This window comes from Pseudoalteromonas atlantica (genome assembly GCF_043641955.1).
GTDB lineage: Bacteria > Pseudomonadota > Gammaproteobacteria > Enterobacterales > Alteromonadaceae > Pseudoalteromonas > Pseudoalteromonas atlantica_A.
In genome coordinates, this window is the sequence record NZ_JBHZRV010000004.1 from 104,939 (window position 1) to 116,931 (window position 11,993).

The 11,993-nt window shown below is 47.5% G+C and carries 12 protein-coding genes and 3 pseudogenes; 5 read left to right on the plus strand and 10 right to left on the minus strand.

Annotated features, from left to right (window positions below; all coding sequences use genetic code 11):
* The 4 genes and pseudogenes from ACHUE3_RS10000 to ACHUE3_RS10015 form a co-directional block, all read left to right on the plus strand.
* A partial coding sequence (locus tag ACHUE3_RS10000; protein ID WP_394192312.1) for a hypothetical protein occupies positions 1-195 on the plus strand: 195 nt, incomplete at its 5' end.
* Positions 196-219: 24 nt separating this feature from the next.
* Positions 220-405 (plus strand): annotated as a pseudogene (locus ACHUE3_RS10005) (IS3 family transposase); the annotation flags it as partial.
* Positions 406-425: 20 nt separating this feature from the next.
* Positions 426-884 (plus strand): annotated as a pseudogene (locus ACHUE3_RS10010) (methyl-accepting chemotaxis protein); the annotation flags it as partial.
* Positions 885-968: 84 nt separating this feature from the next.
* Positions 969-1,853 (plus strand): annotated as a pseudogene (locus ACHUE3_RS10015) (IS5 family transposase); the annotation flags it as partial.
* A 27-nt stretch (positions 1,854-1,880) separates the two neighbouring features.
* Here ACHUE3_RS10015 and ACHUE3_RS10020 read toward each other — a convergent pair.
* Entirely contained in the window at positions 1,881-2,978 is a 1,098-nt protein-coding gene (locus ACHUE3_RS10020; RefSeq protein WP_394192313.1) for an ISAs1 family transposase, read from the minus strand.
* 33 nt (positions 2,979-3,011) lie between these two features.
* Positions 3,012-3,341 carry a hypothetical protein gene (locus ACHUE3_RS10025; RefSeq protein ID WP_394192314.1) on the minus strand — a complete coding sequence of 110 codons (330 nt, stop codon included), beginning with the start codon at positions 3,339-3,341 and terminating at the stop codon, positions 3,012-3,014.
* A 527-nt stretch (positions 3,342-3,868) separates the two neighbouring features.
* On the opposite strand from ACHUE3_RS10025, the gene ACHUE3_RS10030 reads away from it, so the two are divergent.
* Positions 3,869-4,840 carry an IS630 family transposase gene (locus tag ACHUE3_RS10030; protein ID WP_394192315.1) on the plus strand — a complete coding sequence of 324 codons (972 nt, stop codon included), beginning with the start codon at positions 3,869-3,871 and terminating at the stop codon, positions 4,838-4,840.
* A gap of 331 nt (positions 4,841-5,171) precedes the next feature.
* Here ACHUE3_RS10030 and ACHUE3_RS10035 read toward each other — a convergent pair whose 3' ends face one another.
* The 8 genes from ACHUE3_RS10035 to ACHUE3_RS10070 all read right to left on the minus strand — a co-directional run bounded on the left by ACHUE3_RS10035 (position 5,172) and on the right by ACHUE3_RS10070 (position 11,925).
* The gene (locus tag ACHUE3_RS10035) at positions 5,172-5,531 is read right to left on the minus strand and encodes an EAL domain-containing protein (protein WP_394192316.1); all 360 of its coding nucleotides are present in this window, start codon (positions 5,529-5,531) and stop codon (positions 5,172-5,174) included.
* Between the two features lie 329 nt (positions 5,532-5,860).
* A complete protein-coding gene (locus ACHUE3_RS10040) occupies positions 5,861-6,568 on the minus strand; it encodes a hypothetical protein (RefSeq protein WP_011788520.1) in 708 nt (235 codons plus the stop codon).
* Positions 6,569-6,657: 89 nt separating this feature from the next.
* Positions 6,658-7,731: a DUF7146 domain-containing protein gene (locus ACHUE3_RS10045; RefSeq protein ID WP_394192317.1), complete on the minus strand. Its 1,074-nt coding sequence runs from the start codon at positions 7,729-7,731 to the stop codon at positions 6,658-6,660.
* 91 nt (positions 7,732-7,822) lie between these two features.
* On the minus strand, positions 7,823-8,164 hold the full coding sequence (locus ACHUE3_RS10050) for a hypothetical protein (RefSeq protein ID WP_025587942.1): 342 nt from the start codon (positions 8,162-8,164) through the stop codon (positions 7,823-7,825).
* Positions 8,164-8,661, minus strand: coding sequence for a RadC family protein (radC, locus tag ACHUE3_RS10055; RefSeq protein ID WP_000797298.1), 498 nt, complete (start codon positions 8,659-8,661; stop codon positions 8,164-8,166). Before radC ends, ACHUE3_RS10050 begins: the two co-directional genes overlap by 1 nt.
* Positions 8,662-8,744: 83 nt before the next feature.
* Positions 8,745-10,400: a VWA domain-containing protein gene (locus ACHUE3_RS10060; protein WP_394192318.1), complete on the minus strand. Its 1,656-nt coding sequence runs from the start codon at positions 10,398-10,400 to the stop codon at positions 8,745-8,747.
* A 69-nt stretch (positions 10,401-10,469) separates the two neighbouring features.
* Positions 10,470-10,910 (minus strand): hypothetical protein, encoded by a 441-nt coding sequence (locus ACHUE3_RS10065; protein WP_217875205.1) that lies wholly within the window; start codon positions 10,908-10,910, stop codon positions 10,470-10,472.
* Between the two features lie 61 nt (positions 10,911-10,971).
* Positions 10,972-11,925, minus strand: coding sequence for a DUF3150 domain-containing protein (locus ACHUE3_RS10070; RefSeq protein ID WP_394192319.1), 954 nt, complete (start codon positions 11,923-11,925; stop codon positions 10,972-10,974).
* Positions 11,926-11,993 lie beyond the last annotated feature (68 nt).

The window sequence follows — 11,993 nt, forward strand, 5'->3', positions numbered from 1 at the left end:
ACACATTTTGTATGTCACGGTATTAATCACCACTTAAAGATAACACATTTTGTATGTCACGGTATTAATCACCACTTAAAGATAACACATTTTGTATGTCACGGTATTAATCACCACTTTGTTTCACCGCTCGTGCCCAAAGCTCCGCCAACAATACAGGCAAGCAAACGACATGCCATCTGGTTTACTGCGTGAGCGATGTACGCCCTATCCGTCGGTAACTTCCAATTACTGAAACGCGAGCGCATCCGCAAGCACGTATATGCAACCAGGAAAGAAGCGCGCAGCGATGTGTTTAGCTACATTGAGATGTTTTACAACCCCATCCGAAGACATTCGTCTGCGGATGGCCTGTCTCCCGTAGAGTTTGAGAGACGTCATTCTGTGAGGCTGGCAACTATCTAGGAAAGCCTGGTCGATTCAGTTTTGCTGTGGTAGCGTCAGAAGTGCGAACACTTGCACAGCGGAGCGCAGCTGCGGCCAAAGATATCAAGGTGCTAATTGAGGAGTCTGGATCGAGAGTTTTGTCAGGTGTTGCCAGTGCCCAAGAGGCCAGGTTGCGTATGCAAGAAGCTGTTGAGTCCATTCGGCAGGTCAGCCAGGTGCTAGAAGAGATCAGCTCTAGCGCACAAGAGCAAAGCACAGGCGCGTCTCAAATAAATGAAGCGATTGCCCACTTGGACACTATTACCCAGCAAAACGCAGCTTTGGTGCAAGAGCTTGCGGCAGCTGCGCAGTCAGTGTACGGACAAGTACAGGCGGTGAGAAGTTCAATGAAACTTTTTCGCCTCACAGCTGGTGAACAAACTGTCTCGCAGATCAACGCCGTTGAATTACGAAAGGAGATCAGTCACAACGGGCGGTTGCTTGGCAATGCAGATTAGTCCATCTATTTTTAGGGAAGGTGCGAATAAGTTCCTAATGTGAGATCATACAGTCATCCAGTTGACCATCGGATTGGTTAAACCATGGAGTATCAACTCACCTTCGCGGATAGCGAATTTTCCAGTAAACGTCGTCAAACCCGCAAAGAAATATTCCTTTCCAGAATGGATGCTTTATTGCCGTGGTCGATGCTTTTAGCTCTCATCGAACCGGTTTATCCAAAGGCAGGTAATGGTCGACAACCTTATCCATTGCAAACTATGTTTCGGATCCATTGTTTGCAGCATTGGTATAACTTGAGCGACGGAGCCATGGAAGACGCACTCTATGAAATTACCTCCATGCGGTTATTTGCTCATCTGTCTCTGGATAGCGCAATCCCAGACCGAACGACTATCATGAACTTTCGCCACTTGCTGGAACGACATCAATTAGCCCGGCAACTGCTTGATACCATCAATCAATGGCTTACGGACAGTGGCGTCATGATGAAACAAGGGACGCTGGTTGATGCCACAATTATTGAAGCGCCGACATCCACAAAAAATAAACAAAATCAGCGTGATCCAGAAATGCACCAAACCAAGAAAGGCAATCAATGGCATTTTGGCTTGAAAGCGCATATCGGTGTTGATGCGAAAAGTGGTTTAACGCATACACTGGTGACAACGTCAGCCAACGAACATGACCTGACCCAGCTAGAAAACCTATTGCACGGACAAGAAGAATTTGTCTCAGCCGATGCGGGTTATCAAGGTGCAGAGAAACGTGAAGCCTTAAAAGAGGTGGATGTTGACTGGTTGATAGCGGAGCGTCCAAGCAAAGTCAGAACCTTAAAACAGCATCCACGACTGAATAAAGTAGCAATACGAATTGAATATTTGAAAACCAGCATCCGGTCGAAAGTAGAACATCCATTCCGGATCATCAAACAGCAATTCGGTTTTGTAAAAGCCCGCTACAAAGGCAGGGCGGGAGCACACTTTGTTGATCTTTTAACCAAAGAATAACTGAGCCCGATAGTCGTCATTCCAGCCGGCTCTTTTTAGCTTGTTTCTCTGACTTCGAGCACCACAATTGCTCTGTTTTACGATATTCAATACGAACCGCCGGAATAGCGCCATATTCTCGACCGCATCCTCCATCGCTATCCTGGAAGCATCCTCGTTGAACACCACATCAAGAATGTAATGCTGGCTGTTCTCTATCCGCCAGTGCTGCCGTATATAGTGCCCTAGCAGCTTGTGCTTGGGGGATAACGAGCTGACATAGTAAGAGGTATCTACCGTTCCTTTTCCGTTGGCGCTGCGGTGACGCTCAACGGCAATGATGCTGCGGATTGTCGGCCATTTTTCCGTCAACTCTGGCGGTAATTTGGCTTTTAATTGAAACACATAACGCTCTTCCTGGCGGCCATGTCCACTCTCTTTGTGCTCGACGACAATCTTCTCTTTCTGAGCGTCAAACAGTGCCTGGAATTGTGACTGAACGGCTTGGTACAACTTTGGCTGATTCTTCTTTACCTGTACCACCACATGAGCCTTCTTCTCGCTGATTTTCTGCAATGTTTCTCGCTGACAATGCAGGGCATCAAGCGTGACAACGGCCCCCTTGAGTTCAAGAATGTCCAGCATCTCTTTGACGGTTTCGATTTCCCCCTTCTTGTTCGGGGTTGCTTTCTGGCTTAACACCAGACCATTTTCGGTATCGTAGGCCGTGACCAACTGCAGAGCATCCTTGGCATTTCCCCGAAAGGAGCCGCGTAACACCTTGCCATCAAAGGCAATTATGGGTTTTCCCTGATGAGTGCGCTGTTCATTGACCCAGCACAGCAACGCTTCAAGCAAGGTATCGATGACAATGCAGCGCAGAATGCGGGCAACCGTGTGACGCCGCGGGATGCCGTTGGCAAAGGGGCGATGCTGACGGAGCCAATCGATCTTTGAATCGCCATAGGTTTCGATGTCATTCCAGCCCTCGGCACCACTCATGATGGCACTGATGACAAGGAACATGACATCAACCAGGTTATGCTTACGATTGATCTCAGAGCGAGTTTCTTCGACAAGGGTAAGGTGTTCAATCAACGTCATAGCGCGTGCCTCCTGCATGGAGACGCGATTAGATCACAGACGATCTGCCTGTTCAAATTTCATTAACAAAGTGCGATCCCGCCCTGCAGGACAACGGGCCTCAGAAAGACGATCACGTTCAGCAATCAGTTGGTCACGCTGAGCAAGGTTTTGCTGAGTAACGACATCGTCATTTTCCAATTGATGGGCGTAATTGACTGCCTGCTGTGCCGGTGATACCCCACCAGCAATAGGGAGGTATCCTGCCTTCCACCATGCAACACCATGTTGAAAGCCCGGATTTGCGATATAGCGCAAAACGTCAGACTCACTATCGACCGTTGCTACAACACGTTGAGCAAAATTGGCGAAGTAAGCGCGCAATGCATCTGCTGCGATTTTCCTCTGAGTAATTGCGAGTTGGTGCCGCTGCTTGAGCTGTGCCAGTTCACGGAGCTGTTCTAGGCCATTGGCAGCTTTTGCAAACGGATCGACATGGACGTGCTGTTCTCCAACAATTGCAGTTTCACATGCCGGACAATGGTCCGGAGACAATGCCTGTAGTTCAAGAACTGCTGTATAAAGCTCTTGGTATGCGGCACTATCCTGCTGGCCAGGTCCTCCACTAACTTGTGCGCCTCGTCAGCTTCGTGAAATAACGTCAATAGATCCTGCGCCTTGATACCGTACAAAGCCGGTGCAGGTTGATTCAATATTTCTATTAATTCCTGTAATCGACCCGGGGCTTCGACAGAACCAACCTTTTGCTGCAACTGAGCATATGTCAATCCGGGCTGAAAGGTCTCGGCGTATGCCTGTTCAGCTTGGTCAAATGCAGTAATACCTGCAGCCGCACCTGTAACTAAATAGCTTTTTTCTACGGCGCTGAAACCTGCCGCTTGCGCAAAATTATGCGTAAAACCAGAGACAAAGAACTTTGCCGTCGGGCAAATACGGTGTTGCTGGTGCTAAAAGGTAAAACCAAATCCGATGTTGCCAGATTGCTGCAGGCGGGACGTTCGTCTGTTAGTCGGTGGATCACCTGGTATGAAGTTACCGGGGTCGATGGCCTTAAAACCAAAGGTGCAGGTCGACCGCGTCGGCAACCAAAAAGTTTGATTTGCGGTGTCCTAAAAATCTTGTTGGACTACACGCCGAGAACTTTTGGGTTTCAGCGTTCGCGCTGGAGTTCTGAGCTGTTTTCGTTATTACTCAATAAGTTGTGTAAGGTAAAAGTTCATAGCTCTACGATAAGGAAATGGTTACCTGAAATAGGCATCGTATGGCGTCGGGCCGCGCCAACCCTCTACATTCAAGATCCGGAGAAGGATACAAAGTTAGCTGCAATCCGCGAAGCACTTGCAAACAGCAATGCTGACCATCCGGTTTTTTATCAGGATGAAGTGGATATTCACCTGAACCCCAAGATTGGCGCTGACTGGGGTTACAGAGGAAAGCAGCGCAAAGTGGCCACGCCAGGTCAGAATAAAAAGCATTTTTTGGCCGGAGCGCTGCTTAGCCAGACAGGCCAAATCAGTTATGTTGAAGGCAATCGGAAAACCACCGATTTGTTTTTAGAGCTGCTGAAGAAGCTGAAAAGGCAGTACCGGCGCGCCAAAACGATAACGCTCATTGTGGACAACTACATCATCCATAAGAGTAAAAAGGCGCAGAAATGGCTGAGCGAAAACGAGAAATTCAAGCTGCTATTTTTACCGGTCTATAGTCCATGGCATAACAAAATTGAAAAACTCTGGCATGCGTTGCACGAAACGATCACCCGTAATCATCAGTGCAAAAACATGGATGAATTACTGGAACAGGTTTACTACTTTATGGACACTGCGGAACCATTTCCGGGTGGACGGCATGGATTGAAGTAGGTGTATCACAATCTTCTCTCTTCTAGTATTTGTTGAACTCTGCTTGAACTAAATCCCTATGAGTGCCTAGAGCTGACTCGTACCTTGGACATGGCCAAATCGCTGCTTTTCACTGAAAGCGGAGATTTCAGGACATTAGATGTACCTCTCGAATACTTAGAGGCAACAGCGCATTACCAATAAAAGTTAACAATGCGAGGACTATTCATCGTACCTTTTAAGATATCACCGGTTTTTAGACTGAATCTAATTATATACGTTAATCAATGTTAACGTGCCGTCCTTAAAAAGGTGCGTTTCTATAGAATTATGCGTTAACTTGCTTTTTTAACTAGCATCCATTCCGCAACTGGTCTGCTGGCATCGGTCTGCCAAGTAAATAGCCCTGAAATGACTGGCAACCAGATTTAATTAAGAATTCCAGTTGCTCCTCTGTTTCAACACCTTCAGCGACGACTTCTAACTTCAAAGTTGAAGCCAGTGATAATATCGTAGCGACTATTGCAGCATCTTCCTGAGAGTTGATCATGTTCTCAACAAATGAGCGGTCAATTTTCAGCGTATCTATAGGCAGTTGAGTCAGATAGTTGAGTGATGAATAACCAGTACCAAAATCATCCAGTGAGAAGCGGATCCCCAGTGTACGCAGTTCTTTCATGGCTTTAATGGTTTCATCTACATTCGACATCATCGGGTAATTCGGCTGGTGTTTTTTTCATAGCCGCTATTGTAACGGCCTGTGCGGCTAAGTGCTTGTGTCAATGCTTCACCAGAAGGGCAAAAAGGTGGTTTATACTTCCCATACTCTGATGACCTCCCTATTTTTGAGAAACCATAGGGTGAAGTCACTTGGTATAGAGGCACAGCTCTCGAAAATAAAGCTCAAAAAACACACAAAATGAGGAAGGCTTTTTCAGTGAATTCCGCTTTGCATCCGAAAGCGGACGTTCGTTGTGAAAAACTGCAATGTCAGCAATTGGCACATAAGTAATATTCATAAAGTGCGAATACTACATTAGCTCACTTAACTGCAAAAACCGTAACCAAAGTTTTAATTGAGCCACTTGGAACCATAACAAAGTACATCTTGCTCCCCATGTATTGCCAGAACTCGGCCTCTTGTGCATATTTTTTTGCTTTTTGGATAGTGACGCTTTCTGGTAACTGGGCTTTAGTTAGCGCAGAACATAGCAGCTTTGAGCACAAAGCCTTCCAAGGATGCTTAGGTACACCGTCTGAAAGCCGTTCCACAAACCGTTCCTGTGCATGACGAGTCACCACGACAGGCCCAATACTTGGCACATTGATGACCTCATCGATTTCTCTCACGGTAGCATTATCGACGCAGTATTCTTCGAAGGAATGAGAGAGCCATTCTTCCCGTTTTTCTACCGATATCTGTGCTTCTTGGTAGCGGGTGAGCAAGAACCTAGTCAGGCTGTATAGTGAATGCTGAGTTGAGCGTTGTTTCTGTAACTTTTTGATGGCTCCTTTACTGACCCGGATTTGAAGCCCATTACCGCTTCGGTTACTCCCCATCACCTCTTTCACTGACAGTAGGTGATGAATAGCATAAACCTCAGCTGCAATTGGCTTTTGCTGCTCAGGTAGCTTGTCGTATTGCTCACCTAAATCGACCTTTAGCTCACCACCTCTTCGAAGGCCGGTCTTCCAGTAAACCGTAAACTCACCATCAATCTGCTTTGTTAACAGGGTTAATACCATCATATTTGTTTCTCCTATTGGTTATCTATTTTTCATTCTCCATGTTTTTTCAAATATGCAAGGCGCAAAAAAAGGGGCCGAAGCCCCTTGGATCAGACATGAACTTTCGGAAAGCCCATGGCACCGTAAACATTCAGCACATCATTCCAATCCCAACTTTTCACGCCAAGTGACGTTGGTATCGGGGGGATCAACACTTGCGTCAGAATGCCTTTCTGCCAGGCTTTTTTCTTGAGTTCATTCGCTGCATTCAGGCCGCTCTCAGAGAGATCGTGGTCTGCCCAGATGTACAGCATTTTCACATTACTTGGTGGTTCAAACCTAGCCAGTAGGGTTGCATTCACAACCGACCAACATGTTTGCCCCGTAGCTCTGGTAACCGCTAAAGCTGTTTCGATGCCTTCAGACACACCTAGTACCTCACCAGGCTCACCTATCGGAATGGCACCACCTGTGATTGTTCTGTCACTTGGTATCGGCATCATCTTTTTAGGCTTTTCAACCGGCGCTTTGAAACCATCTTCACTTAGGTAGATCCGATGAAACGTGGCCGAACGCCCTTGCTGAGTAACGATTTTACCTAGCAGCGCTGGGTAGCTATCGATAAACAGACCATCTTCATCATGGTAAGGCAAGCTTGGATGAAACCTCAGCACCGAATCCCATTCAGGACGAAGCCGCGTCACAATGCCACGACGATGCAAGTAGTTCCAAACTGGTTGCGCACGAGTATCTGCAAGAGAAAACGTTTCTCCCCAGGTTTGATTCAAGCGATGGATAATCGCTTTGTCCTCGTCCTGCTTTCTAGCCTTCCAATCAACAGCGTTACTCGGTATTGGCCGAGTAGGCGCTTGTATTTGTCCGGGTTGAATACCAAGAACCTGGCCGATTGCCTCAATAGACTGAGCAAAGTTCCATCCATTGATCCAAGACAACAGTTCAAAACCATCATGAAAGATACCGCAGGTATTACAAACGCCCCCACCGGTATATTCAGCATCTTTGAACAGCCTAAAGCCATCACGACCGCCATGAACAGGACAAGCCACATGACGGCCTTTTCGAGCAATAGCGGCATCAAGTTCTGGCACCAAAGCCGCAAGTATTTGAAGCCATTGGCCATTAAGATATGGCCTTACTGTTTCAATCTGTAAAGGTAACGCCATATAACCTCCTTAAGTAAAAAGCCGACTATTACCACTGGTGGTAAAAGCCAGCTTGGGTCCTGCATTGAGCCGTTTGGTTAATGCAGGAACGTTAGTCAAGCTGGATACCATGTCGTCTTAATAGCCACATGATGGAATCACGAAGCACATCAGGATCGACAACCGCAGCCATTGCGCAAACACGAAAGCAAAATGGCGTTAATTCGTCATTTTGAATCCACGACAACACATCCTTGCGCAACCGAGTACTAACACGACCGTCCAGCAATACACGGATCGCATCCAATAGAATGCCTTCGCGTAACTGCCAGATTTCCGTGTCAGACCAAGTGACTGGGGCATCATCAAACTCAAATAGAAATTCGAGCTGTGATGATGTGTGTTGATGGGACTGCTTTTGTGATGTAGGAGAATGGGCAATGCGCCCATTCATTAAAGATAACCGCGTTCGGCAAGCGAAACGCAGCCCTCGGATGCGACCACAACATGGTCAAGCGTTCGAATATCAACAAGTGACAAGGCGTCACGGAGTCGATGAGTGATGCGTTTATCAGCTTCACTGGGTTCAGGATCACCCGATGGATGGTTGTGAACCAATATCACTGCTGCCGCATTAAGTTCTAGCGCTCGCTTTGTTACTTCCCTTGGATACACGCTCGCCGCATCTAAAGTGCCTTTGAACAGCTCTTCAAATCGAATGACGCGATGCTTTGTATCAAGAAACAGCACACCAAAAACCTCGTGCTCATACTCGTGCATCAGTGTTTGCAGGTATGAGAACGCCGACGATGGCTGTTCAATTTTTCGACCTTTACTCAATCGACCACGGGCAAGCTTAAGCGCCATATCTAAAATATCCGCTTCAGTCACTTGCTCAGGAACGATGTAAGTACCGGCTTCTTCGCCAGCTAAGAACTTTCTGTTTTTCATAGGAGTCTCCAAAAAAAAGCGGAGACGAACCCATGCCCTGACGGAGACGGAATCGTCCCCGCAGGGTGGTAAAATTGATGTGGTTACTGAATTAACAGTTGTTGTGTTACTTCGAATAACTCACGCTTCAGATCTTTGACGTCGTTAATCACGATGCTTTGAGGAAAGAATTTCTCAACACTGCGTGTTTGAATCCCTATTCCCAGCAGCTCAAAGCCACTTCGTCTGCACCGGTCAACAATGTCATGCGTGGCAGCCCAATCATCTGGGTCACCATCCGTTAGCACTATCATTAGCTTTCGCTTCTGTTTTTGCGCTAACAAACTGTTTGCCGCAAACCACATCGCTTGTGCCATAGGCGTACAACCTCGTGGTTTTTGGTCAAAACAGGCGGCCCGATGTCGAACCGATTGCTTGGGCAATAACGCGATAGAAACTTCCTGATGAATACCCGGAAAATAACTGACCGCAGGTACAACACCCGGTATGCCTTCCAGTGCCATGGCTAAAGCCAAAGCGGCTTCATTGGCAACATGAAAGTACTTTCGATTACCCTCGCCAATGGGCTTACCCATTGAGCCCGATATATCGACAAGCAAGTGCACAGCAGCATTGGGCGCAATGCGAGGTTGCCTTTGAATAAACAATCTCGACTCACCTGCTTGTGAAGCGGCAAGACGATGGGTTGCAACTCGAAGACCGTGCCCTTTGGCATGATTCCGATTGTCCTGACTGGACTGAACCATACCTCTAAGTCGGGCTCGAATTTGAGCCGACTCAGACGCCGATAAGGTCAAGATGGCCTCATCACCCAACATAGCTTGCTCTGCTTGGGGCAAACTGAGTGGAGTGACGCCCTGATGTCCTTCAGCTTGTTCCGACAACACTTCTGCCACTTGGGCAAAGGTATCGGGTTCAAACTGAGCGGCACTGGCCTCTAAGGCTTGTCGCAAATTGTCAGCTTGATCAGAGTTATCTGAATCACCCGTTTCAGCAAAATCCCCCATTGCAGACGAACCTGTTTCCGGGGTTTGACTGTCACTACTGCTATTGCTGTCATTACTCGCATCTTGTCCAATGTCATCACCGCCATCAGCATCAGACTCATCCTGTGGTGGACGAGATTCTTCTTCCAACATGGCAACGATGGCATCGACAAGTTTCAGCACTTCACCTGTAGACGCTAGGCTAGGCACTGCTGTCAGCATGGCGCTTAACCGGCTCATCGCTGCGGCAGGAAAGAGTTGTCTCACTCTTTCATCAACAGCTTGATACAAAGGCGTCAGCGCTTTCTGGCCCAGAAAATGGCATCTCAAGCGAAACAACAACCAGGCTTGCAAGTTAGATGCAGGCTCAGGCTGTTCAGGTACACACATTTGCTGTGTGTCCACCATGTACTCAATCACTTGCGAAATACTGCGCCGGGTTCCGGGATAATCCTTTGCCAATTCGTTTTCAATGCGAACGTCCTCAATGATATTGAGAAGTGCCTTACGGATCGGCTTGGACGACGCCTTCTGCACCATTTCAAAATTAGTATGCCGAATATGCGCCGCTTCATGAGCCAGATAACCCCAAGCTATCTGTTGATAGTGTGGGTCGTCTGGGTTTGCTGTTGGGATCACAATCCGCTCACCATCGGTAAACGCATCTTGTCCTTGAATAAGCACCTTCACACCAAACTTTTCGCCATAAGCGGCGGCAACGATTGGCAGTGCGTTTTTTAATGGATGATTCATGGGAGTCTCCTAATCATTAGGGGGAATACTCCCTCAGCGGGAGCGTTTCCCCGCTGGGAATGTAAGTGTTTAAACCTGTGCTTTTAGCTTATCCAGGTCGTATTTTTGACCTAACCAAGCCACCAATTGAGCTGGACTCTCGTGCTGTTCAAATGACGTTTTAAGCTGGTCTAAACTCAGGATGTCATTCAATGTCAGACCGTACTGGTCTTGTAACTGAGTAGACACCTCGTGTTGATATTGCAGCCAGGCCCGCTCAAAAGCGGTTTGCTGCAATGCCATGTTTGGAACAAATACCATGGCCGTTACCCAAGCTCCTTGTGCGTCCGCATCTGCGATCAGCACAGGGTTCTTGGGGATCACGACACTATGTGTTGAGTACGACCGTTGTACTAACGCTCGACAACACGCCACTTCTGGTATCGATTCGCTTTCAACCGCATCAGTCACACCACGAAAATGTGGTTCAAACTGGTTCAGTTGGCTGGGGTTATGGATGGTTGATTGCATAATTTCCTCTTACATAGTTCAGAGGACATGCGCCCTTAAGGGCAACATGCCCTCAAGGACGTTAGAAATAAAATGAGTTTGGTACAGTCGAACCAAGGTTTGGTCTGACGGTTGGTTGTGGTATTGCACGTAAGTTATCTGCCTGAGCAGATACTGGCGGTGCGGGTTTAGGTTCAGGTTTGGGCATCAGTTGTCTGATATCCAATTGACCTTCACCGTGCATTCTCATCTTGTCTGGATCAGACAAAATTAAAATGGTCGCCATCAGTTCGTGATAGAGATTGTCTGTCACAGGGCCGGTCTTCGGCAGACGAACAAATAAATTGTCCATCGCTTCGACCATCGGCTGAACTCGATGATCCAGGAAGGACAAACCATCCAACTTGTCTCTTAACCGCTTCAGAGGATTAAGGGCTCGCTGGCTGATTTGATTCTTACCTGCAACGGAACGCTCAAACAGTTCATTGGCATCACGAGCCACCTCCCTAAAGAGGGTGTGTCCCATACCATTGACCTTGTCATCTAAGCCTCCAGCTTGGTCAGCCGGTTGCATTCGATAGATGGCATAATCGAACTGAAGCCGTTGTTCCACATCTTCAATGGGTGACAGCGCACGCCGGATTGCATCTGCAAATTCCGGGTGTTTTGCAACCCAGTCAAAAGTCACCTGATCATAGTTGTCCAAGAACAACTGCTTGCACTGCGCAAACTCCTGACCTATACGGTCAAGTTCTGGAACAATTTGATCAATTCGGTCTTCAGGGACGGCATAGCCACCTAAGAACCGCACACCGACTTGCTCACACAAACGCTGCGCTTCTTTCTTAAGCCTTTCAAAGTTCGCCAATGCCTCTGGGTCGCAAATTTTTTTACTCCCTAAGCTGGCAACATCCTTCGGAGGAAGTTGGCTGCCATTGGCTAATCTGAAATCTTCAGGCCTTAGTTTTTTTCTACCACTCCAGATGGAACAGTCGATATGACAAATCAATATTTTGTCGAGGGTTTTAATACTCATAGTGCATCCTCATGCGAGATGGGGACGCACCACTCCCAACAGGAGCAATGGCCCCCGTTTGGGTGGTA